General features: G+C 30.8%; 25 protein-coding genes. 10 read left to right on the top strand and 15 right to left on the bottom strand.

All coding sequences use genetic code 11. The features are described 5' to 3' along the window. Positions 1-10 precede the first annotated feature (10 nt). Positions 11-1,213: an NAD(P)-dependent oxidoreductase gene (locus tag ACU4C5_RS02205; protein WP_446845419.1), complete on the top strand. Its 1,203-nt coding sequence runs from the start codon at positions 11-13 to the stop codon at positions 1,211-1,213. A 55-nt stretch (positions 1,214-1,268) separates the two neighbouring features. Here the strand turns inward: ACU4C5_RS02205 and ACU4C5_RS02200 are convergent, their stop codons facing one another. The 6 genes from ACU4C5_RS02200 to ACU4C5_RS02175 all read right to left on the bottom strand — a co-directional run bounded on the left by ACU4C5_RS02200 (position 1,269) and on the right by ACU4C5_RS02175 (position 5,104). After that, a complete protein-coding gene (locus tag ACU4C5_RS02200; RefSeq protein ID WP_446845418.1) occupies positions 1,269-1,934 on the bottom strand; it encodes a DUF1361 domain-containing protein in 666 nt (221 codons plus the stop codon). Then, positions 1,931-2,305 (bottom strand): ribosomal maturation YjgA family protein, encoded by a 375-nt coding sequence (locus ACU4C5_RS02195; protein WP_446845417.1) that lies wholly within the window; start codon positions 2,303-2,305, stop codon positions 1,931-1,933. The genes ACU4C5_RS02200 and ACU4C5_RS02195 overlap by 4 nt, the downstream gene beginning before the upstream one ends. After that, the gene (locus ACU4C5_RS02190; RefSeq protein ID WP_446845416.1) at positions 2,302-2,607 is read right to left on the bottom strand and encodes a hypothetical protein; all 306 of its coding nucleotides are present in this window, start codon (positions 2,605-2,607) and stop codon (positions 2,302-2,304) included. The genes ACU4C5_RS02195 and ACU4C5_RS02190 overlap by 4 nt, the downstream gene beginning before the upstream one ends. A 117-nt stretch (positions 2,608-2,724) precedes the next feature. Continuing rightward, the gene (gene creD, locus ACU4C5_RS02185; protein ID WP_446845415.1) at positions 2,725-4,104 is read right to left on the bottom strand and encodes a cell envelope integrity protein CreD; all 1,380 of its coding nucleotides are present in this window, start codon (positions 4,102-4,104) and stop codon (positions 2,725-2,727) included. A gap of 55 nt (positions 4,105-4,159) precedes the next feature. Then, positions 4,160-4,453, bottom strand: coding sequence for a winged helix-turn-helix domain-containing protein (locus tag ACU4C5_RS02180; protein ID WP_446845414.1), 294 nt, complete (start codon positions 4,451-4,453; stop codon positions 4,160-4,162). Positions 4,454-4,495: 42 nt separating this feature from the next. Beyond that, positions 4,496-5,104, bottom strand: coding sequence for a hypothetical protein (locus ACU4C5_RS02175; RefSeq protein ID WP_446845413.1), 609 nt, complete (start codon positions 5,102-5,104; stop codon positions 4,496-4,498). Between the two features lie 90 nt (positions 5,105-5,194). Between ACU4C5_RS02175 and ACU4C5_RS02170 the strand changes: the two genes are divergently transcribed. Continuing rightward, on the top strand, positions 5,195-5,554 hold the full coding sequence (locus ACU4C5_RS02170; protein ID WP_446845412.1) for a DUF1801 domain-containing protein: 360 nt from the start codon (positions 5,195-5,197) through the stop codon (positions 5,552-5,554). On the opposite strand, the gene ACU4C5_RS02165 is transcribed toward ACU4C5_RS02170, so the two are convergent. From ACU4C5_RS02165 to ACU4C5_RS02150, 4 genes are all read right to left on the bottom strand, one after another. Continuing rightward, positions 5,555-6,016: a GNAT family N-acetyltransferase gene (locus ACU4C5_RS02165; RefSeq protein WP_446845411.1), complete on the bottom strand. Its 462-nt coding sequence runs from the start codon at positions 6,014-6,016 to the stop codon at positions 5,555-5,557. Positions 6,017-6,018: 2 nt separating this feature from the next. After that, positions 6,019-6,882, bottom strand: coding sequence for a hypothetical protein (locus ACU4C5_RS02160; RefSeq protein ID WP_446845410.1), 864 nt, complete (start codon positions 6,880-6,882; stop codon positions 6,019-6,021). Between the two features lie 75 nt (positions 6,883-6,957). Then, positions 6,958-7,776 (bottom strand): 3-deoxy-8-phosphooctulonate synthase, encoded by an 819-nt coding sequence (kdsA, locus tag ACU4C5_RS02155; protein ID WP_446845409.1) that lies wholly within the window; start codon positions 7,774-7,776, stop codon positions 6,958-6,960. A gap of 41 nt (positions 7,777-7,817) precedes the next feature. Next, on the bottom strand, positions 7,818-8,177 hold the full coding sequence (locus ACU4C5_RS02150) for a hypothetical protein (protein WP_446845408.1): 360 nt from the start codon (positions 8,175-8,177) through the stop codon (positions 7,818-7,820). Between the two features lie 220 nt (positions 8,178-8,397). On the opposite strand from ACU4C5_RS02150, the gene typA reads away from it, so the two are divergent. The 6 genes from typA to ACU4C5_RS02120 all read left to right on the top strand — a co-directional run bounded on the left by typA (position 8,398) and on the right by ACU4C5_RS02120 (position 16,019). Further along, positions 8,398-10,197 carry a translational GTPase TypA gene (gene typA, locus ACU4C5_RS02145; protein WP_446845406.1) on the top strand — a complete coding sequence of 600 codons (1,800 nt, stop codon included), beginning with the start codon at positions 8,398-8,400 and terminating at the stop codon, positions 10,195-10,197. Positions 10,198-10,357: 160 nt separating this feature from the next. After that, complete coding sequence (locus ACU4C5_RS02140) at positions 10,358-11,335, top strand: GNAT family N-acetyltransferase (RefSeq protein WP_446845405.1); 978 nt, start codon at positions 10,358-10,360, stop codon at positions 11,333-11,335. Continuing rightward, entirely contained in the window at positions 11,332-12,432 is a 1,101-nt protein-coding gene (locus tag ACU4C5_RS02135) for a DegT/DnrJ/EryC1/StrS family aminotransferase (protein WP_446845404.1), read from the top strand. Before ACU4C5_RS02140 ends, ACU4C5_RS02135 begins: the two co-directional genes overlap by 4 nt. A 72-nt stretch (positions 12,433-12,504) precedes the next feature. Continuing rightward, a complete protein-coding gene (locus tag ACU4C5_RS02130; RefSeq protein WP_446845403.1) occupies positions 12,505-13,752 on the top strand; it encodes an O-antigen translocase in 1,248 nt (415 codons plus the stop codon). A gap of 21 nt (positions 13,753-13,773) precedes the next feature. Then, positions 13,774-15,261 carry an oligosaccharide flippase family protein gene (locus ACU4C5_RS02125; RefSeq protein ID WP_446845402.1) on the top strand — a complete coding sequence of 496 codons (1,488 nt, stop codon included), beginning with the start codon at positions 13,774-13,776 and terminating at the stop codon, positions 15,259-15,261. A 104-nt stretch (positions 15,262-15,365) separates the two neighbouring features. Further along, a complete protein-coding gene (locus ACU4C5_RS02120) occupies positions 15,366-16,019 on the top strand; it encodes an acyltransferase (RefSeq protein WP_446845401.1) in 654 nt (217 codons plus the stop codon). A 2-nt stretch (positions 16,020-16,021) separates the two neighbouring features. Here ACU4C5_RS02120 and ACU4C5_RS02115 read toward each other — a convergent pair whose 3' ends face one another. Both ACU4C5_RS02115 and ACU4C5_RS02110 read right to left on the bottom strand, forming a co-directional pair. After that, on the bottom strand, positions 16,022-16,516 hold the full coding sequence (locus ACU4C5_RS02115; RefSeq protein WP_446845400.1) for a DapH/DapD/GlmU-related protein: 495 nt from the start codon (positions 16,514-16,516) through the stop codon (positions 16,022-16,024). 65 nt (positions 16,517-16,581) lie between these two features. After that, a complete protein-coding gene (locus ACU4C5_RS02110) occupies positions 16,582-17,766 on the bottom strand; it encodes a glycosyltransferase (protein ID WP_446845399.1) in 1,185 nt (394 codons plus the stop codon). Between the two features lie 9 nt (positions 17,767-17,775). Here ACU4C5_RS02110 and ACU4C5_RS02105 point away from each other — a divergent pair, with 9 nt between their 5' ends. After that, positions 17,776-18,609: a glycosyltransferase family A protein gene (locus tag ACU4C5_RS02105; protein ID WP_446845398.1), complete on the top strand. Its 834-nt coding sequence runs from the start codon at positions 17,776-17,778 to the stop codon at positions 18,607-18,609. Then, the gene (locus ACU4C5_RS02100) at positions 18,599-18,994 is read left to right on the top strand and encodes a sugar 3,4-ketoisomerase (protein ID WP_446845397.1); all 396 of its coding nucleotides are present in this window, start codon (positions 18,599-18,601) and stop codon (positions 18,992-18,994) included. The genes ACU4C5_RS02105 and ACU4C5_RS02100 overlap by 11 nt, the downstream gene beginning before the upstream one ends. On the opposite strand, the gene ACU4C5_RS02095 is transcribed toward ACU4C5_RS02100, so the two are convergent. From ACU4C5_RS02095 to ACU4C5_RS02085, 3 genes are read right to left on the bottom strand one after another with little or no spacing between them, the layout of a single operon-like run. Further along, complete coding sequence (locus tag ACU4C5_RS02095) at positions 18,980-19,918, bottom strand: glycosyltransferase family 2 protein (protein WP_446845396.1); 939 nt, start codon at positions 19,916-19,918, stop codon at positions 18,980-18,982. The two genes, ACU4C5_RS02100 and ACU4C5_RS02095, sit on opposite strands and share 15 nt — an antisense overlap. Next, the gene (locus tag ACU4C5_RS02090; RefSeq protein WP_446845395.1) at positions 19,918-20,820 is read right to left on the bottom strand and encodes a glycosyltransferase family 2 protein; all 903 of its coding nucleotides are present in this window, start codon (positions 20,818-20,820) and stop codon (positions 19,918-19,920) included. The genes ACU4C5_RS02095 and ACU4C5_RS02090 overlap by 1 nt, the downstream gene beginning before the upstream one ends. A 27-nt stretch (positions 20,821-20,847) precedes the next feature. Continuing rightward, on the bottom strand, positions 20,848-21,531 hold the full coding sequence (locus tag ACU4C5_RS02085) for a cell division ATP-binding protein FtsE (protein ID WP_446845394.1): 684 nt from the start codon (positions 21,529-21,531) through the stop codon (positions 20,848-20,850). Positions 21,532-21,605: the final 74 nt, after the last annotated feature.

Here is a 21,605-nt window from a genome sequence, read left to right as displayed (position 1 = left end):
ACACTTATCTATGAAATTCGCCATTATAAAAGAACGCAAAAACCCACCAGACAGACGTGTGGTATTTTCTCCAGAAAAATTAGTAGAAGCAAGAACTATGTTTCCAAAGGCGACTTTTGTTGTTGAATCTAGCGATATCAGGATATTTAAAGATGAAGCTTACAAAGCTTTAGGTTTTGAAGTGACTAACGATGTGTCTGACTGTGATGTAATGCTTGGTGTGAAGGAAGTACCTATTGAAGCGTTAATACCTAATAAAAAATATTTCTACTTTTCACATACTATAAAAAAACAACCTTATAACCAGAAGTTGCTTTTAGCCATGTTAGAAAAAAACATTGAGATGTTTGATCACGAAACCATTGTCGCAGAAAACTCAGCTAGATTGATTGGTTTTGGGCGTTACGCAGGTTTAGTAGGTGCGTATAATGGCTTTAGAGCTTTAGGATTGCGCGACAATTTATTTAACTTACCTAAAGTAGAAACTTTGGCAGATTTAAATGCTGTAAAAGCAGAGTTAGATAAAATTACCCTACCTAATATTAAAATTTTATTATCAGGAACAGGAAAAGTGGCCTTAGGTGCTAAAGAGATTTTAGATCACTTAAAAATTAAAGAAGTTAGCGATGCTTTATATCTTACAAGTACATTTACAGAGCCTGTATATTGTATGGTTGACGTGATGGAGTATACTAAAAGAAAAGACGGTAAAGTAGGTAATAAACATGAATTTTATAAAGATCCTACAGGGTACGAAAGTAATTTTATGCCTTATGCTAAAGCTACTGATTTCTTTATAGCAGGACACTTTTATGGTAATAATGCACCATACTTTTTTACTAGAGATGATGCAAAACACCCAGATTTTAATATCAATCTTATTGCAGATATTAGTTGTGATGTTGATGGTCCTGTGGCTTCAACTTTAAGAGCTTCTACAATTGCCGATCCTTTTTATGGTTATGATGTGCAAACAGAAGGAGAAGTTGTCTTTAATGCTGATAATGCAATTACTGTAATGGCGGTTGATAATTTACCTTGTGAATTACCTAAAGATGCTAGTGAAGGTTTTGGAGATATGTTTTTACAACACGTAATTCCTGCCTTTTTTAATAATGATGCTGAAGGTGTTTTAGAACGTGCAAAAATGACAGAAAATAAACAGCTTACCAAACGTTTTAGTTACTTACAAGACTATGTAGACGCAGAATAATACTGTTTTAAATTTATATATTGAAGAAAGCCATATTTGTTAATATGGCTTTTTTTTATGCTTTTTTTGAATGATTAATATGAATAAAAGTATATAAACCAATACTTAAAAAGACTCCGGTACATAAAGTAAATACCCAAGCATCTGCATGTAGTTTTGGATGTGATAGAATAGCTAAACAATCCTTAAAAAGTTGTGACGGATTACTAATTAACTCCCAAGAATTATAACGTAAAAACCGACCTAAATAAATACCAAATCCTGATAAAAAGCAAGATAAATACATAACGTAGTTAGCCGTTTTTTTGTTGAACACAGCCAAAAACTGATGATACATATCAATTATAGAAAGATAAAATAAAACGAGCCCAGAAACTGCAAACGAAAAAAGGACCAACAGATCTAACCAAATCATTTGGTGATGACTCGCTCTTAAATGATATAAATCTGTCATAATATATGGTGCATTGGGTAAAAACAGTAACCATACAGTAGTGTAAAATACCAATCTAAATTTAGATACCGTTTTGCTACTTATTATATAAGTTGAAATAATAAAGGGGATTCCTGCCAGAAATAAATTCCAAACTAAAAATAAAAAGTAAGGGGAGTTGGTATATTTCATTCGGAATGTAAGTAACGCAATACAACAAATTACAGAAGTGATTAGTAACGTAGATTCTTTTTTACGGTGAAATATGCGGTTTATAAATGTATTCATTTGTGGTGTAGTTTATAATCAATTATTAAAACAGTGATAATTCCTAAGGTATAGGCTACTAAATCTTCAATACTAAAAGTGCTACCCAAAACTATAGATGCCAACTTATTATTGTTGAGGTGTAAAAACGCTAACATATTAAAAAGTTGAAGAAACTCTATCACATAAGCTATTGCTAAAACAGTAATTGCTATAGTTATTGATTTCCATTTAAAAATGGCTTTAAAAGCATAAAAAAGTAAAATAACTACCAGAAAATCTCCAAATACATGACGTATAAATCCTGTTTTTATATAAAGTGCGATGCAAATTTCAACGAGTAATAAACATATAGTAATTGCAAAATAAGTGATGTTAAAAATGAGTTTCATAGTTGAATATGTGGATTGAAATGCGTAATTATTAATAGGTAGCATATTGCAATTGGGATATTTGAGAGCACAATTGCTGTTGTTTTTAGTAATTCAAACCTGTGTGTTTTATGCTTATTTGCCATAAATAGTAAATTGATAACAACAATAAGATTAATAAATAGGGCTAATAAAATATATACTGCTCCAATAATGATTAGCGTTAGCGAGATTTTGAAAGCAAAATAGCATGACAACAAAATAGTACCGATTGTAAAACTTATAAAGGCGACTTTTTTAGCTGTAAATATGGTGTTTTCCATAATATTGGTTTTGCGTTAGTGGTTGTAGTGGCATCCTTTTTTGAGGGACGAAAAAAAGATATAACGGAAAACGCGACCAAGACGTTTTTCTCGTCTTGGTAACGCCCCAATTATTAATTATCCGTTTTGCCAATCTATTTTTCGAGAAACAAACATAACGATGGCTAATATTAAAAATAACCCGATGCTTCCTACTAAAAGTGCGTAGTTTTCTAGTTGAATTATCACGTAAATAAAGGTGTATAATGCGGTTAATGAGGCGCCAATAAATAGTGGAAATTTGAAGGTTTTTAATATGGATTTAGAATATAACGTGATGAGCGAAATCACCGAAATTGAGGCTACTAGATAAGCTTTTAAGAAATTACTATGTTCAGAAATTGAGACTAAAAGCGTGTAAAACATGGTGAGCGCAATCCCAATCATAAGGTATTGAAAGGCGTGAATGTTTATTTTACTCATGGTTTGAATAAGGAAAAATATTAAAAATGTGAGTGCGATAACCATGAAACCGTATTTTGATGAACGTTCACTTTTTTGATACTCATCAACCATGACCATAAATTTTGTTCCGAAGGCAAATTCGTTAAGGTTGGGGATTTTGTTGAGGTATTGTTGTGAGAATGCTCTATTGATATGCAGGATTTTCCAGTTGGCTTCAAAACCTGTTTTTGTGATTTTTTTAGTCTCATCATTAGGCAGAAAACTTCCTGTAAAACTTGGATCTGCCCAATTAGAGGTCATGTGCATGGTTGTGGTTTTTCCTATTGGGATGATTTTAATGTTTTTACTTCCGTTGAAAGTCATATCAATATTAAAACTAGAGATGTTTGTAAGCGGTAAATCTGTTTTTGAAATAAAGCTAGATTCTAATTCATCTAAACCACCAGAATAATTGTTGGAGTTGTCGTAAAAGTTGGTTTCAAAAGCGTAAGTGTTCTGGTTTAATTTAATTTTTATTTCATTTTTTATGCCTTTTAAGTTTGAAGTCTTAATAATTATGGTGGCTTTTTCCCAATTGATGTCTTCGTCTTTTATATCTTTTTGTTCCAAATTTGGAATGGAATAATTTCCAGTAAAAGTCATATCTGAAGTATAAACTGCCGATTCAAAATTACCGCGTTTTAAAGGTTTAGATTTTACTTTGGCATCTGCTTTTAATTCTTCAGGAAAAATATAAGCATAGTTTATGTGTGTTTGAGTCTCTGTATAATAGGTTTTAGTTTTTTCGTTGTATGTTTTTGTTTCGGAGTAGGAGTTGTAAGGGATTTTTAAAATTGGCCCGTATACTAAAACTTCATTTCCCCATTTCTCGTTAATTTCATCCACAACATCTTGTTGTCTAAAAGAACGCTCTGTGATTAAAGAGTTTATAAATGATAACGGAATTAGTAGTATTAAAACTAAGGTTCCTACGGTTAACATTCTTGCGGTGATTGATGTTTTTAACCAATATCCAAATTTGCTTTGTTGCTGAGGTTTGTTTTCGTTTTCCATGATTAATGTTTTAAAAGTACTTTGAATTTCAAAGTAGATTGATAAAAAAATATATTTAGTGTTTGTGTATTAATTTTTCTAGCGCGTTTATGTGTTTTTTAAAAGCTTCTCTACCTAGAGTAGAAGCGATGTAACGCGTGTTTGGTTTCTTGCCAATAAACTGTTTTTCAACCACAATATATTCGGCTTTTTCTAAGGCTTTTGTATGACTCGCAAGATTACCATCTGTAGCTTCTAGGAGTTCTTTAAGCATTTTAAAATCGGCATATTCGTTAACCATCAGCACAGACATGATGCCTAGTCTTATGCGGTGATCAAATACTTTGTTTATGTTAGTTATTATGCTCAACTATTAATTTGTATTAGGTTTTAAAAATGTATTCGGAATAACTTATTTAATATCGTATTTAAAATGCATCCACGTACCATAGATAATGTGCATTACTCCAAATCCTATTACCCATAGCCAAAATCCGTAACCAGGAAATAAGGCGGCAACAAGTCCCAAAATTACTTCTATAATTCCTAAATATTTAATATCTCCAATACTATATTTTGAAGCGCTAATAAGTGCTAGTCCATAAAAGATAAGCATTAGCCCACCTGTTTGCCCGTATTTTTGATGTCCTAAGATGATAAGTATGTATAAACCACCGCTAACTAATGGTGTTAAGAAATTGAATACTAAACGTCTTGAGGTGGTATCCCATATTTTAACGCCTTGTTTTTTTGCTTTTCTTGTGGTTAAGATAATTCCGGTGATCACACTAAAAGCGGCTACTAAAAATAAATCTAAAAGTACTAATCTAAATATTTTTCCATCTAAAAGTAATGTACCATAACTGTAATTTGAAACTAACCAATACGCTACAATTGCACCAATAATAGCATAAACTCCAGCAAGAATACCAGACAAACCACTAAGAGAAATAAAACGTGATGACTTGTTCATCATTTGTTTAATCTCGGTAATATCTTTTAAATAATCTTTTGAATCCATAATAAAGTACTTTGAAATACAAAGTAAATGAAATATTTTCAATAATTCATCATAAAATTTTATTAAGTTTGAAATAAATAATTCTGAAGTATGAAACCTGCTGAAGCTTACCTTTTAAATAAAGACGAACCTTACCGGTCTATATTATTGCATTTGCAAGCGATTATAGAATATGTGTTTCCGGAAGCGGAGTTAAAATATAAATGGGGTTTACCATGTTATTTCTCAGAAGGCAGACCAATTTGTTACCTTAATCAAACTAAAGATTATGTAGATATGGGATTTTGGCATACCGCTCATTTAACAATACACACAGAGTTTTTGGTGGCAGATAAGCGAAAAGTAGTACGTTCGTTACGTTACAAGACTGTAAAAGCTATAAATGATGAGGTTGCAGTAGCTGTTTTAAAAGCTGTGGCGACGCATAAAAACAAATCATATTTAAAATAATTATAAAGCTCTTGAAATCAGAAATTTCTCAAAAAAGACACCTTTTATCTGTGTTTTTTGTTTTTTAATAACTTCAAAATAGCGGTTTTCAAAAAATGGTAAAGCTGTTTTGTATACGTCAGATTTTATAACTTCAAATTCGTTATCAATCACTTGAGATTCTATAACACTCAATAATCGTGTAGCTACACCTTTTCTTTGTGCATTTTTACCAACAAATAAACCATCTAAATAATACCCTTTTTTAAGGTATGCAAACCCAACAATTTCTTGTTCAATTTCTGCAACTATAAAATAAAAGTTGTTAATACGGTTTTCCCAAGTAGGCAAGTCATCGGCTTCATTAGCCCAAACGTTTATTTGTTTTTCTGAATAAAACTTGGTAGATGCTTGTAAAACGGTGTCTCTAAAAACGGTAGTGATTGCCGTAATATCACTAAGTGTGGCTTCTCTAATTTGCATAATTATTTAAGTCTAAAAATTCCTCCAAAAGAAATAACGCGTTCAAAATAGAAAAAATGTTGAGATGCCGTATCGCTTGAACTTGCTGTTGTTCTGATGTCAGGCATATTAATAAATCCTCCTTTTATATCTCCTTGAATAAAAAAGTGTTTAAAAAAGGTGAAGTTTAATCCTGCACGAGCAGAAACACCATATCCTGCAATATGAAATTCATCGTGTGTATCTTTACTTAAAAGTTTGGCCTTTGTTTTTGGATATAATACACCAGCGGCAAGACCTTCGGTAAGATTTAATTGAAATTTATCGGTATTTCCTATGTTGAAAAGTGATGAAATATCATCAAATCTTCCAACTTCAAAATGTACATAGTTTAAACCATCGGTATGTTCAAAGGTTAAAAAGTCTTCTGAAATATAAGTAGCGTCATTATTATATTCACCATTAAAGATAGCGCCTTCTTCGGTACTTGGTAAATTAATATAACCATCTACGGTTCTTGTTCTGTTATTGTACATCACGTATTTCATGTGGTCTACACCAAAAGAAATAGTGTATTTATCTGAAATAAAATATCCCAATTTAAAATTGGTTTGCGGGATGGTCATTCTTACCGGGTTAATATAATCTATATGCCAACCTTTAGGTTTATCGTGAGCAGAAACATCTTTTATGGTGAAATCGTAATCGTCTCCTTTAAAATGAATATCAGATTTTGAGTATGATCCTCGATTTCCTCCCCAGCTAAAAAACACTTTTCCTTTATTAGAACTAGTGTATTTTGTAAGATCTGCATCTTGAGAAAACATTGAGAACGGTATAATACTTAATAGGGTAATTAGTATTATTTTGATAGAATTGAATGACATTAGGTATTGTATTATAAAAGGACTTTTCAATTTTACAAAAAATGAAAAGTCCTTCAAAAAAAAATCAGTTAAATATTATAAGCCTTGTACGGTTTTTCTAATCGCAACAAGGTTGGTAAGTAATTGTTCTAAATTATCTAAATGTAACATATTTGCACCATCACTTTTTGCATTAGCAGGATCAAAATGTGTTTCAATAAATAAACCATCTACGTTGTTTACAACTCCGGCTCTAGCAATAGTTTCAATCATATCTGGACGTCCACCTGTTACACCAACACTTTGGTTAGGTTGTTGTAAGGAGTGAGTAACATCAAGTACTACGGGTGCATATTCGCGCATTGTTGGGATTCCTCGAAAATCTACAATCATATCTTGGTAGCCAAACATAGTTCCACGATCTGTAATCCACGCTTTATCGCTTCCAGAATCTTTTACTTTCTGTACGGCGTGTTTCATGGCCTCCGGACTCATAAATTGTCCTTTTTTAAGGTTTACAATTTTTCCTGTTTCTGCAGCAGCCACCACTAAATCTGTTTGGCGTACTAAAAAGGCAGGTATTTGTAAGACATCTACATATTGTGCAGCTAAAGCAGCATCGGCTACTTCGTGTATGTCTGTAACTGTAGGTACATCAAAAGTTTCAGAAACCTTACGTAATATTTTTAAAGCTTTCTCGTCTCCAATTCCTGTAAAACTATCAATCCTACTTCGGTTAGCTTTTTTAAAACTTCCTTTAAATATGTAAGGGATTTCTAATTTATCGGTAATAGAAATTACTTTTTCGGCAATACGCATCGCCATATCTTCTCCTTCAATAGCACATGGGCCACATAGTAGAAAGAAGTTATTTGAGTCTGCGTGTTTTAATTTTGGAACGTCGTTAAGATTCATTGTCTTTTTTATATCAAAAATTGAATGGCAAAGATAATCATTTAAAAGCTTCTTTTTATACTATTTCTTATAATCCATAGCGCCATAATAAAATTCGCTATCGCTAATAATCCGCCATACATTAAATAATGTTTGGTTTGGTAGGATAAAGTGATAAGATTTAAGGCATCAGATAGTTGTGCAATAAGTATGTAAGAGGATAAGCATACAAAGGTAATTCCTAAAGAGAAATTAAGATTGTTGTTAGGTTTTATAAGTTGCCATACAAACGGAATTCCAAATAATAAAATGGGATAAGCTGTTGTGCCTAAGCTTTTATTGGCGTCTGTAAACCAAAATGCGATTACCGTTATAAAGTAAAGATAAGGGACAAATTTCGAGTATTTCTGTATTAGTTTCATCTGTTTAGGGTTTAGGGGTTCAGATGTAAAATCACCAGTTTTTGTACTAAAAGTTGATTGTAATGGTTATTTACGTTTACTACTAATTTGAACGAAAGTTAGCATTGTAAATTATGAAATAACAGAACTATAACATTTAATTAACTAAATATCATATAAGAAACGTAATTATATTAAAATATAACGTACATTTGCAGCCTTAAAATAAGGCACAAAAAATATGGCTAATATTAAAAATATCGCAATTATTGCGCACGTAGATCACGGTAAGACTACCTTGGTAGACAAGATTATGTATCACTGTCAACTGTTTCGTGAGAACGAAAATACAGGAGATTTAATTCTAGATAACAATGATTTAGAACGTGAAAGAGGAATTACAATTACTTCTAAAAACGTTTCTGTAATTTACAAAGACACTAAAATTAATATCATTGATACACCTGGTCACGCCGATTTTGGAGGTGAAGTAGAGCGTGTATTAAATATGGCTGATGGTGTTGTGTTATTAGTAGATGCTTTTGAAGGGCCAATGCCTCAAACGCGTTTCGTATTACAAAAAGCGATTGATTTAGGTTTAAAACCTTGTGTGGTTGTAAACAAAGTTGATAAAGAAAACTGTACTCCTGAAGAAGTTCATGAAAAAGTTTTCGACTTAATGTTTGAATTAGGAGCAGAAGAGTGGCAATTAGATTTCCCAACAGTATACGGTTCAGCTAAAAATAACTGGATGAGTGATGATTGGAGAAATGAAACTAAAAATGTTGAACCATTATTAGATATGGTTATAGAGCATGTTCCTACTCCTGTTTTTCCAGAAGGAACAACTCAATTACTTATTACTTCTCTAGATTTTTCTTCTTTTACAGGTCGTATTGCGATTGGTAGATTACAAAGAGGGAGCTTAGTAGAAGGACAACAAATAGCACTTGTAAAAAGAGATGGTTCTACAACTAAAAGTAGAGTTAAAGAATTATTTATCTTTGAAGGATTAGGACGTAAGAGAGTAGAAAGCGTTCAAACTGGAGATATCTGTGCAGTTGTTGGTATTGAAGGATTTGAAATTGGAGATACTATTGCAGATTTAGAAAACCCTGAAGGTTTAAAATCTATCGCAATTGACGAACCAACAATGAGTATGTTATTTACAATTAATGATTCACCTTTCTTCGGAAAAGATGGAAAATATGTAACATCTCGTCATATTAAAGATCGTTTAGAAAAAGAATTAGAGAAAAACTTAGCATTACGTTTAGGTGAAACAGGAAGTGCAGATAAATTCATGGTATTTGGTCGTGGAGTATTACACTTATCTGTATTAATTGAAACTATGCGTCGTGAAGGTTACGAACTTCAAATTGGACAACCACAAGTAATCATCAAGGAAATTGATGGTGTTAAATGTGAGCCAATTGAAGAGTTAACAATTGACCTTCCAGAAACTGTGTCAGGTAGAGCTGTAGAGTTTGTAACAATGCGTAAAGGTGAAATGCTTTCTATGGAAGCTAAAGGTGAACGTATGATTTGTGAGTTCTTAATTCCTTCTCGTGGTATTATTGGTTTACGTAACCAATTACTTACAGCAACTGCTGGAGAGGCAATTATGGCACACCGTTTTAAAGAATACCAACCTGTAAAAGGTGATATTCCAGGACGTATTTCAGGATCTTTAGTATCTATGGAAAACGGAACTGCAATTCCTTACTCAATTGATAAATTACAAGATAGAGGTAAATTCTTTGTAGAGCCAGGTGAAAATATTTATGAAGGTCAAGTAATTGGTGAGAACTCTCGTCAAGATGATATGGCTGTAAATATTACTAAAGCTAAAAAACAAAGTAATGTACGTTCTTCAGGAGCAGATGATAAAGCGAAAATTGTACCAGCAATTAAATTCTCTTTAGAAGAAGCTTTAGAATATATCCAAAAAGATGAGTATGTTGAAGTAACACCAAATTTCTTACGTATCCGTAAAATTTGGTTATCTGAAGCAGACCGTAAAAGAAACAAAATTATCTAATAGATAATTAAATTCTTAATATTATATATAAAAGGAATGCTGCAAAGCATTCCTTTTTTTTGATACCATAACGAAATACATCTCAGAATTATACGTTTTACTTTAATAGTTTTATCTTTACTATTCATAAACATTTTATCGCTAACCTCTTTTGTTAAAAATGAATACCTACAAGGTTATAAAATATACATCAGCACATTACAGTGACTGGAATGCTTTTATTGAAACTTCAAAAAATGCGACTTTTTTGTTCCATAGAGATTTTATGGAATATCATAAAGATAGGTTTGAAGATTACTCACTATTAGTTTATAAAGACGATAAGATAGTAGCATTATTACCCGCAAATAGGACTGAAGATACAGTATATTCACATCAAGGATTAACCTACGGGAGTTTTGTGCTTCATAAAGATCAAAAGTTATTAGATGCTTTTGAAGCCTTTAAAAGTATGTTAGGATTTCTTTATGTTGAAGGTGTAAAAACTGTTCAAATTAAACTCATTCCTGCATTTTATAATCTATTACCCGCCGATGAGTTATCTTATTTCTTATTTAAAGCCGAAGCAAAATTAATAAAGCGAGACGTTATCATGCTTATTGATTATAACGAACAAATCCCTTTTCAGAAAAAAAGAAGAGAAGGTATAAATAAAGCAAAACGAAACAATTTAACCGTAGTTGTAGATGATAATTACGAAGGATTTTGGAACGAAATTTTAATTCCCAATTTAAAACATAAACACGATGCTTCACCAGTACATTCTCTTGAAGAAATTAAGTTGTTAGCTAGTCGTTTTCCGGAAAATATAAAACATGTAAGTGTGTATAATGACGGAAAAATAGTTGCAGGAACTACCTTGTTTTTAACAAAAACTACAATTCATCCTCAATATGTTTCTGGAAATTTAGATAAAAATAACTTAGGGAGTTTAGATCTCGCTTATCATTTTATTATTAATGAATTTTGTGATGATAAACGCTATTTTGATTTTAATATTTCAAGTGAAGATAATGGTCAAAAATTAAATAAAGGTTTAATTTTCTGGAAAGAAAGTTGCGGTGCACGTACATTTGCAGCCGATAGCTATGAAGTTAAAACGGAAGCATTTAAAAATTTAACACTTAATATTATATGATTAAATTTTTAGACCTACATAAAATAAACGCACGTTTTAAAGACGTGTTTTCAACTCAGTTTAATGAGTTTATAGACTCTGGATATTATGTTTTAGGTAGGCAAGTTACTCATTTTGAAACTAATTTTGCTAACTATTGTGGTACCAAACATTGTGTTGGTGTTGGTAATGGATTAGAGGCTATCATTTTAATTTTCAAAGCCTATATCCAATTAGGACAATTAAAAGCAGGAGATGAAGTTATTGTGCCAGCAAATACGTATATCGCTTCTATTTTAGGAATTATTAATGCAGGTTTAAAACCTGTTTTAGTAGAACCAAATCCTGAAACATTTAATATTTCTGTTACCGAAATAGAAAAACACATTACAAAAAATACTAAGGCTATTTTGGCTGTTCATTTATTTGGACAATTAGCTGATATGTCAGCAATACAAAAATTAGCAAAATCTGAAAACTTGTTAGTTATAGAAGATGCCGCTCAAGGTCATGGTGCAGAAAATAGTAAAGGAATTAGAGCCGGAAACTTATCTCATGCAGCAGCTTTTAGCTTTTATCCAACTAAAAATTTAGGCGCTTTAGGTGATGCTGGAGCAATAACTACTAATGATGTTATACTTGCTAATCAAGTAAAATTACTGCGTAATTATGGAAGTAAAGAAAAATATGTAAATGAGGTTATTGGTGGAAATAGTAGATTAGATGAAGTACAAGCTGCTTTTTTAAATACAAAGCTAAAGGTTTTAGATGCAGATAATAATGCACGTAGATCTATTGCGAAAAAGTACCTTAATGAAATTGAGAACCCAAAAATAAAGTTACCCTTTTATAATCATAGTAATAATCATGTGTTTCATGTGTTTGCTGTGCAAGTTGAAAACAGAAATCATTTTACAAAATTTTTAGAAAACAGCGGTGTAGGTTGGTTAATTCATTATCCCATTGCGCCACATAAACAAAAAGCATTAACTAATTACAAGCACTTAGTATTTCCAATAACAGAAAACCTACACGAGACTATTTTAAGTATCCCGATGAGCCCTGTAATGAATACCAATGAAATTGATCATGTAATAAAAACCTTAAATAGTTATTAGTTGTTACAACCCTTCAAACATATAAATAAAAAAACACTGTCTAAATTAACAGAATTAGATAGTCTTATCGTAATGATAAAAATTACGGTAGGTATAATAATATCAAAAACTATTGCTATTTTTATTGGAGCTGAAGGATTAGCACTTATAGGAAATCTTCGCGATTTTACAACAATCACGCATTCCTCATCAATTTTAGGAGCTTATAAAGGTGTTGTTAAAGTTATTTCGAGGTTTAAAACTGATATGATTAACCTTAGTAGTACTATTTCAACAGCATTTTATTTCTGTTTTGTATCCACGCTTTTACTGTGTTTTATTTGTTATTACAATGCCTCTTTAATTAACGACTTACTATTTACACCATTTTATAACTATGATTATGTTATTAAAATTTTTGCTTTCGTATTGCCGTTTTATGCTGTAAATATGTTCTGTTTGGCTATTATGAATGGTTTTTCAAAGTATAAAAATCTATTAATTATTAATACAATTGGTCAGATTTTAGGTGTACTAGTTAGCATCGTTTTAATCTATCAAAATCACATAGATGGTGCACTTTTAGCTATTGTTGTTGCACCTTCATTAATCTTTTTGATAACCTGTGTAGGAGTTATTAATCAAAAAAACTTCATAAAAATAATTAAACTATCTAATGTTAATTATAAAACATTAAAACGCTTGTCTCCTTATGCACTTATCACTTTGGTAACTGCTATATTTTTGCCTTTAATTTCTATTTTAATTCGAAGTTATATTGTTGAAAAAGTAGGGCTTAAAGAGGCTGGATATTGGGAAGCTGTTAGTAGAGTATCCAAATATAATTTGATGTTTATAATCTCGTTGATCTCTGTTTATATTTTACCTAAATTCAGAAAAATTCGTGATGATCAAAAAGTGTTTAAACGCGAAATTTTAAAATATTACAAAATGTTAATTCCTAGTTTAGGGATAGGGTTAATCTGTATTTATTTTTTACGTAATTTTATTCTGAAATTTATTTTTTCTGAAGAATTTTTACCTGCAGAAAATTTATTCTTTTGGCAATTATTAGGTGATTTTATGAAAGTGATTTCACTTGTAATAGCTTATCAATTTATTGCTAAAAAAATGTTTGCGCACTTTATTGTTATCGAATTGTTTTTAGGAACCATATTATATTTTACCAGTACATATTTTATAGATATCTACGGAGTAGAAGGTGCTGTAATTGCACATTTTGTAAGTTATATTATGCATTACGGAATTGTAATACTCATTTTTGATTCATCTATTTTTGGAGTCATTTCGGATAAAATTAATGATGAAAATGAATATTAATATCCTTCTAGCTATAGTATAGTGTCTCAAAAAAATAATTCATATAAACAGATTGTTAAAGCCACATCTCTTTTTGGAGGTGTACAGGTATTTAGTATTCTTATTTCAATAATCAGATCAAAAGCTATTGCACTTTTTGTGGGGCCTACCGGAATGGGTATTATTGGTTTATTAACCTCTACACTGGGTGTCATAGGAGAGTTTACAAAATTAGGGCTGGATACTACTGCGGTTAAAGAAATTGCATTTGCTACTAATAATAACGCCAAACAGCGAGTACCAATAGTAGTATCTTCATTACATAAGTTAATTTGGTTTACAGGGCTTTTGGGGGTTATTGTAACCTTATTAGCATCACCTTTATTAAGTAAATTTGCATTTGATAATTACGACTATACGCTCGCTTTTATATGGATTTCAATCTCTCTTTTATTCAACCAATTATCACACGGAAAAATAGCGATTTTACAAGGTTTTAGAAGATTAGCATTGTTAGCCAAAGCCAATTTGTTAGGTAATTTTATGGGCTTGTTAGTAACACTACCTTTGTATTATTTTTTTAAAATTGATGCTATTGTTCCTGCAATAATTATCACATCAATACTAAGTTTAGTATTTAGTTGGTGGTACTCCAGAAAAATAAAAATAAAACAGGTTAATTTATCAGTAAAAGAAGCATTTACAGAAGGAAGAGAGATGATAAAACTTGGTTTTATGTTAAGTCTTCGTGGAGCAATTACACTAAGTTCGGTATATGTGTTACAAATTTTTATAAGTCATTATGGAGGTGTGGACCAGGTAGGGTTTTATGCTGCAGGTTTTGTGATTTTAAATGCTTATGTAGGGTTGATTTTTAATGCTATGCGTACAGATTATTTTCCAAGATTATCTGCTATAATTAATAATGAAGAGCAGGTAAGAAATACCGTAAAACACCAAGCAATTATAGCTTTGTTAGTAGTGACACCAATTATTGTTTGGTTTTTATTAGGCGCGCCTTTAATTATTAAAATATTATATTCTAAAACTTTTTTACTCATTTTAGGAATGGTAAGTTGGGGGGTGTTATCAACAGTGTTTAAATCTGTATCTTGGTCAATGGGTTACGTTATTCTTGCTAAAGGAGATTCTAAATTATTTATAACAACGGCTCTTGTTTTTAATACGCTGTTTGTTGTTTTTTGTGGTTTAGGATATTACTTTTTAGGATTAAAAGGACTTGGTATCGGGCTTCTCGTGTATTATGTTATTCATTTTTTAGTTGTAAAATGGATAACCTTTAAACGTTATAATCTTTATTTTGATAAAGAGTTTTACAGTGTTTTCTTGATAAGTATATTGTTTTGTACACTAACCTTTATGGGGACTTTTATTGAAGATTTTATACTAAAAATGACTATTTTGATTACAATGGGAGTTATTTCGGTTATTTTTACAATTAGAGAGCTTCATAAACGAGTTGATATTCTTGAAATTTTAAATAAGATAAAACGCAAAATAAAGAAATGATAAAATTTTTGAAGAGTATATATTTCCCTCTTTTACTGATGTATAAAAAAGTGCGTTTTTTTTTCACTATCAATTGGATTAAAACGTTGTATTTCAATTTTAAAATGTTTCCATTTCATAGTGCTAAAAAGTTACCTGTTTTTTTCTACGGAAAAGTGAAGTTTTCATCTTTAAAAGGAACCATTAAAATTGATGGAGATATTAAAAGAGGAATGATAGGTTTTGGACAGCATTTTGAAAAATGGACTTTATCTAAAGGGATTTCTGAATTGTTTTTAGATGGAACACTAGTTTTTAAAGGTCATGCGCATATTGGTAAAGATTTTTTGTTTTCGGTAGATAAAGATGCCTATTGTGAGTTTGGTTTTATGGGGTGTTTAGGCTCTGATGTGAAACTCGTTTGCACCAAAAAAATTGTGATAGGAAGTTGGGCAGGAATTGGTTATGAATCTCAGGTGATAGATACAAACTCTCACCCCATGATGAATACAAAAACAGGTGAACATTATTCTATGAAAAATGAAATCCATATTGGAGATTATAACGCTTTTTCTAATCGTGTATCAATAATGGGAAATACCAAAACACCTAATAATTGTGTAATAGCTTCTAATAGTGTTTGTGGGAAAGATTATACAGCTTTAGGCGAATATATTTTAATAGGTGGCTTGCCAGCAAAATTAATTAAAAATAATTATGCCAGAGATTGGGAATCAGAAAAAGAACGTCTTATGGCCTGGAAACGGGTTAAATTATAAGATTATTGTTCGTTTTTCTTTTTAAAAGTAGCAGGATTTCCAAACCAGATTTCTCCTTCAGGAACATTTTTATTAATGTAGGACAGTGATCCAATAATACTATTTTTTCCAATTGAAATACCGTGTTGAAATACGCAGTTTGTACCAATAAATACATCTGATCCTATATGAACACCTCCAATGGCATTTTTTTCAACATCCAAATTATTAGTCATCATTTTTGGAGAAATATAAGTATTGTCTCCTATTTTCACACCTCTAGCAATAATACTATCATATCTTATGGTAACGTTATTGCCTATTGTGCAATTTCCAGAAGAAGTCACTCTAGAGTCAATATAGCAATATTCTCCTATAACAGTACCGCTTCTTAGCTCAACATAATTTTTAATAACTGTATTGTCTCCAATAACAACATCGTCTTCAATAATACAGAAAAAACCTAATTTTACATTTTTACCAATAGTTGCTTTTTCTGAAATAATATTTGAATTCATATGATTTTAAAATTTTGTTTTCAACGTTTTAATTTACGAAAAATAGTTTTTAACACAATACTATCTTATGCATTCCACAAGTCTACATATTTTTTTGCAATATTAATATGTTGATGTTCTTTTTCAATAAATGTTCTTGCATTTTTACTGATTTCTAAAATTAATTGAGGGTTTTCAATCAAATTAGCTAAAGCATTTACAATTTGGTCTACATTAGGTTTTACATTTACAGCAACTGGTTTTGTTAGTTTGTAATGTTCCATAAACTCATATTCGGCACCAGTTAAAACTACTTTCCCTTTTGCCATGGCTTCCAGAGCATTGTAACCTTGATCGTATCCTAAAACCTGATCTAACAAAATGTGGCAATCATTATAAATCTTAATATAGTCATTATAAGGAATACTGTAAGTAGTTGTAATTTCTACCTTATCTTTATACTTCTGCTCAATAATTTTTAAAGCTTCAGTAAAATAATTAGTCCCTTTTTTTACAATTGCTGAAGAGTTTACACCATGAAATATTTTAATTTTCCCATCAATATTCATAGGAATATACGGGTGTTTTTCAATATTTATAGGATTAGGAATAAGGCCTAAATAGTTAGGGTTTCCCTGTAAAGGAATATGATAATCCATATCCGATGCAATCACACCATTACTATTGGTATATAAAAATTGATGAAGTTTTGTAAAGTCTTTATTTAAATACTGAAGTTGAAACTTATACAAATCAAATAGCGATTTATCTTTTAAATACGGCGACATAATACTGTATTCAAATTTGTCTTCCATCATATATTTTACACATTGATGATCAATACCACAAGACAGCAAAAAGAGCTTTTTGTTATGCTTTAAAATCTGTTTTAAAAACCTGATTTCTAACTTTGGAGACGATTTAATTGAAGATTCATTAATAAGCTGCACCACATCAAAACCTTTAAATTGCTTTGATTTAAGACGCGCTTTTAAATAAATTTCTACCGAAGCAAGGTTAATTGAAGTTAGCTTATAAAAACCGGTATTTAGTTTTTTTAAAATTTTATGATGAAAAGAATGATCTAAGACAATATCAACAGGGTATTTTTTAAAGCCATCACCATTTCCAACAATAACCACCTCATGTCCTAAAGCAATTAAGCCTTCTTTTAGTGAATTATGAAGTCTACTATACTCTCCAATCAACAATATTCGCATAAAAAATATTACATTTAAGCCAAAAATAGCAATTCCCTTTATATTATACACATTTTAACTATGCCAATAACTTTTCAAATATTAATATCTACAATGTTTAGGGAGAACTTAGATTTTTTGACTCCTATTTTTGTAAATAACACTTTTGAAGATTTTGATATTATAGTGGTTAATCAAACTACTGAAGATAAAATTTTAACTTCGGAATTAAAAAACGTTACTGTTATTAATTCTTTTGAAAGAGGTTCGCCAACCAGTAGAAATCTTGCTATTAGAACCGCAACTGCCGATGTGTGTTTAATGTCTGATGACGATATTGTTTATCAACCTAATTTAAAGCAAACCGTTATTGACGCCTATCACGAAAATCCTAATGCTGATATGATTTCTTTTGAAGCATTAAATGAAGAAGGGCAACCATATACTTATTATTACGATGTAAAAACGCATCATAAAAAGTCGTTGAAAAAAATATATACTTGGGTTATTTCTTTTAAACGCGAATCGTTTAAGCAACATCAAGTGTATTTTAATCATTATTTTGGTGTAGGTTCTGTATTTAAAGGTGCTACAGAATATGTGTTTTTACGAACCGCTTATGATAAAGGTTTAACCATGATTCATGAGCAAACAAAAATAGTCACACATCCTAATATAAGCTCGGGCGTATTGATGGGAGGTGATAATTCTTTTTTTGCTAGAACAGCTTTAGCGCAACGTTTTTGGGGTAATTTGAGCTATATTTGGTTGTTAAAGTTTACCCTTTTTATGTGGAAAGACGGTTTTATAAAAAGAAGTGAAATACTTGCTAAATTTAAAATTGGCCTTAACGGAATTACCACTTATAAAAAACTAAAGTCTGCAGGAGAAATAAATAAAATATATGAAAATTAATATTATCGATATACCAAAGATAGAAGACCCTAGAGGAAATTTATCTGTGATTGAAAAAGACTGTATTCCTTATCCTATTAAGCGTGTTTACTATTTATACGATGTGCCAAGTGGTGCGTATCGTGGCGGACATTCACATAAAGAACAATACGAGTTTTTAATTGCTTTAAGCGGTAGTTTTGAACTTGTTTTAGATGATGGTGTATCAAAAGAAACCGTGTTACTTAATAAGCCTAACAAGGGCTTGTTGATTCCAAATGGTGTTTGGCGTGAATTAAAAGATTTTTCTTCAGGAGCTGTTTGTTTAGTTTTAGCGTCTGGAGAGTTTGATGAAGAAGATTATATTAGAGATTATGATACTTTTGAAAAATCAATAGCGAGATAAATTAATTCCTACATTTAAAATTTTACGCTTCATATAAAAACCAAATCTCAATATGGTTGCAGGGAGCTTTAAAAAAATTTTTTGTTTCCATTTTAAGTTTCCAAAGTCAATAGCATTTGCATAAAAATGAAATAAGGTTCTATTTTTAATTAACTTATATTGTATAGCAATTGCAAATCTATGTAAATCCATATACTGTTTTAATGCTGGCATTTTTTTGGATACCTCATTATATGCATCAAGGTCTAAATAAGCTCTGTCATTAGGATTAGTGTGTATTGCTCTATGATCTGAATCTAATTGTAGTACAACCGTAGTAACATTACAAAAAGCAACTGGATATTGTAAAGCAATTCGTATCCATAAATCGGTGTCTTCTCCAAACGAAAAAGAGGTATTAAAACCACCAATGTTATCTAATGTATTTTTAGGAAGCATTACTGATGATGAAGAGGCTATTTCACAAAGACTACTAGAGGTAAAATAATTAGGAACAATTCCCATCCAATATTTTGTGTTAGGAATTTCATGAAATCTAGAAGTAACAGTTTTGTTGTTTATTAATTTTGAATATCCGCAAGCGAAAAGTCCGCAGTTAGGAAACTTTGTGTAAAGTGTTTTTAAATTTTCTAAATGATTTGGTAACCAATAATCATCGGCATCTAGTAATACAATAAGATCAGAATTACTCTGTTTTATTCCATAATTTCTAGCATGAGAAACGCCTTTGTTTTCTGTTGAAAAAAAATTGATGCGCGCGTCTTGTACAGATTTAGCAGCTTTTAAACTCTCATCTGTTGACCCGTCATTAACAATAATCACTTCAAAATCTGTAAAAGTTTGAGCGCATACGTGACTCAATGTCTTTTTTATATGATTTTCCTTATTGTATAAAGGGATAACTATTGAAAAAAATGGTAGCATTAATTAAGTTTTCGGTAATTTAAACTAAAATAGCATAAGTAAAGTAATCTATACAACTGAAAAAGAAATAAACTAGGCGATTTTCCTAGTAACTGTTGTTGTAATTTAGGTTTTGATATTTTATAAAAAGCCGATAAAAGCACATGTATTTTTAAGGTTTTTAGTGAGGTAAATAAGCTTATTAGATTGTTGTCTTTTATTGAAATCTTATTATTACTGTAAAGTTTAAAATAGGTTTCAATAGCTTCTTCTGTTTTATTTAAATACTGCTTGCTACTTTCAATTCCTAAATGGATAACTTCATTGTTTATATGAAAAACTTTTACAGCATCTGTTTTTAATAGCGTGGCAAAATAAGCATCAAACCCATAATCTTTTCCTTTTATAAAAGAATTATAATTAAGAAAAACTGTTTTCTTAATTATAAAATTAGGAGATGTAATACTTAGGTAAGGTGTTTTGTTTCTTTTTTCAGCAAGTTTTTGCTCGCAAGCCTTTCCGTAGGTCCAACGTAACATTTTAGAAGATTCAGGAGCTTGTTTCTGGTACGTAATTCCTCCAAAAACAGCATCGTAATCAGTATTTAAAAATGAAATATATGCAGCTGCAAAATTTGTCCTTAATGGAAGTGTATCTGCATCTAAAAATAATAACCAGCTATAAGTGGCACTTTCAGCAAGTAATTGACGGGTTTGTTCTCTACCGTTATTAATTTTTGAAATAGTATAATATGTGTGTGTTAAACGCTCAATAGTTTTGTTTTTAGTACTAAAGGTCATTTCCGAAGCATCGTCCAAGCATCTAATTTCAAAAACAATATCTAGGGCTGTAAGTTGCTCATGTAGCGACTCAACCAAAGCGGTGATGTTGTAATTATAAACAGGTATTAAAACTGTAATCATTAAAAATTAGATAATGTAAAAAATACGTTAGGCTTTACGTTGTACAACCTCAAAAACTTTATTCTCGTCACATTTTAGAGTCTTACTTGGGTATTTTAAAAGCAAAGCATAATCATGAGTAGCCATTAAAATAGTATTTCCGTTTTGGTTAATTTCACGTAAAACTTCCATTACCTCAATACTGGTTTGTGGATCTAGGTTTCCGGTAGGTTCATCGGCAAGAATAAGTTCAGGGTCGTTTAATAACGCTCTTGCAATAGCAATACGTTGTTGTTCTCCACCCGAAAGTTCGTGAGGAAATTTAAATCCTTTAGTTTTCATAGCCACCTTGTCTAAAACGGTTTCTATACGTTCGGCAATTTCTTTTTTACCTTTCCAACCGGTAGCTTTTAGTACAAATTCTAAATTACTATTTATGGTACGGTCTGGTAAAAGTTTAAAATCTTGAAACACAACGCCTAGTTTTCGTCTTAAAAACGGAATCTCTTTTTCCTTTAAAGTACGTAAATCAAAATCTACAATAGCGCCTTCGCCTTCGGTAAGTTTTAAATCACCATAAAGGGTTTTCATAAAACTACTTTTTCCGCTTCCTGTTTTTCCAATAAGATATACAAAATCTCCTTTTTTCATTTCGAAATTAACATCGTTTAATACCATGTTTTCTCCTTGAAATATGGACGCGTTTTTTAATTGTAAAACAGTTTCAGACATTTTTTAGGCTTAATTTTTATAGAAATGTAAATGTATTATTAAAAAACTCAATAATCAAATTTTTACTAGCTGTT

The sequence above is a fragment of the Lacinutrix undariae genome (genome assembly GCF_052934785.1).
The sequence above is the reverse complement of the archived record's forward strand: the minus strand, read 5'-3'. Positions and strand labels throughout refer to the sequence as shown.

What these genes read in the sequence shown, in the direction of transcription:
- ACU4C5_RS02205 (WP_446845419.1), top strand. Translation starts at nt 11, where the DNA reads ATGAAATTCGCCATTATAAAAGAACGCAAAAACCCACCAGACAGACGT.
- ACU4C5_RS02200 (WP_446845418.1), bottom strand. Translation starts at nt 1,934, where the DNA reads ATGAATACATTTATAAACCGCATATTTCACCGTAAAAAAGAATCTACG.
- ACU4C5_RS02195 (WP_446845417.1), bottom strand. Translation starts at nt 2,305, where the DNA reads ATGAAACTCATTTTTAACATCACTTATTTTGCAATTACTATATGTTTA.
- ACU4C5_RS02190 (WP_446845416.1), bottom strand. Translation starts at nt 2,607, where the DNA reads ATGGAAAACACCATATTTACAGCTAAAAAAGTCGCCTTTATAAGTTTT.
- creD (WP_446845415.1), bottom strand. Translation starts at nt 4,104, where the DNA reads ATGGAAAACGAAAACAAACCTCAGCAACAAAGCAAATTTGGATATTGG.
- ACU4C5_RS02175 (WP_446845413.1), bottom strand. Translation starts at nt 5,104, where the DNA reads ATGGATTCAAAAGATTATTTAAAAGATATTACCGAGATTAAACAAATG.
- ACU4C5_RS02170 (WP_446845412.1), top strand. Translation starts at nt 5,195, where the DNA reads ATGAAACCTGCTGAAGCTTACCTTTTAAATAAAGACGAACCTTACCGG.
- ACU4C5_RS02165 (WP_446845411.1), bottom strand. Translation starts at nt 6,016, where the DNA reads ATGCAAATTAGAGAAGCCACACTTAGTGATATTACGGCAATCACTACC.
- ACU4C5_RS02160 (WP_446845410.1), bottom strand. Translation starts at nt 6,882, where the DNA reads ATGTCATTCAATTCTATCAAAATAATACTAATTACCCTATTAAGTATT.
- kdsA (WP_446845409.1), bottom strand. Translation starts at nt 7,776, where the DNA reads ATGAATCTTAACGACGTTCCAAAATTAAAACACGCAGACTCAAATAAC.
- ACU4C5_RS02150 (WP_446845408.1), bottom strand. Translation starts at nt 8,177, where the DNA reads ATGAAACTAATACAGAAATACTCGAAATTTGTCCCTTATCTTTACTTT.
- typA (WP_446845406.1), top strand. Translation starts at nt 8,398, where the DNA reads ATGGCTAATATTAAAAATATCGCAATTATTGCGCACGTAGATCACGGT.
- ACU4C5_RS02140 (WP_446845405.1), top strand. Translation starts at nt 10,358, where the DNA reads ATGAATACCTACAAGGTTATAAAATATACATCAGCACATTACAGTGAC.
- ACU4C5_RS02135 (WP_446845404.1), top strand. Translation starts at nt 11,332, where the DNA reads ATGATTAAATTTTTAGACCTACATAAAATAAACGCACGTTTTAAAGAC.
- ACU4C5_RS02130 (WP_446845403.1), top strand. Translation starts at nt 12,505, where the DNA reads ATGATAAAAATTACGGTAGGTATAATAATATCAAAAACTATTGCTATT.
- ACU4C5_RS02120 (WP_446845401.1), top strand. Translation starts at nt 15,366, where the DNA reads ATGTTTCCATTTCATAGTGCTAAAAAGTTACCTGTTTTTTTCTACGGA.
- ACU4C5_RS02115 (WP_446845400.1), bottom strand. Translation starts at nt 16,516, where the DNA reads ATGAATTCAAATATTATTTCAGAAAAAGCAACTATTGGTAAAAATGTA.
- ACU4C5_RS02105 (WP_446845398.1), top strand. Translation starts at nt 17,776, where the DNA reads ATGCCAATAACTTTTCAAATATTAATATCTACAATGTTTAGGGAGAAC.
- ACU4C5_RS02100 (WP_446845397.1), top strand. Translation starts at nt 18,599, where the DNA reads ATGAAAATTAATATTATCGATATACCAAAGATAGAAGACCCTAGAGGA.
- ACU4C5_RS02095 (WP_446845396.1), bottom strand. Translation starts at nt 19,918, where the DNA reads ATGCTACCATTTTTTTCAATAGTTATCCCTTTATACAATAAGGAAAAT.
- ACU4C5_RS02090 (WP_446845395.1), bottom strand. Translation starts at nt 20,820, where the DNA reads ATGATTACAGTTTTAATACCTGTTTATAATTACAACATCACCGCTTTG.
- ACU4C5_RS02085 (WP_446845394.1), bottom strand. Translation starts at nt 21,531, where the DNA reads ATGTCTGAAACTGTTTTACAATTAAAAAACGCGTCCATATTTCAAGGA.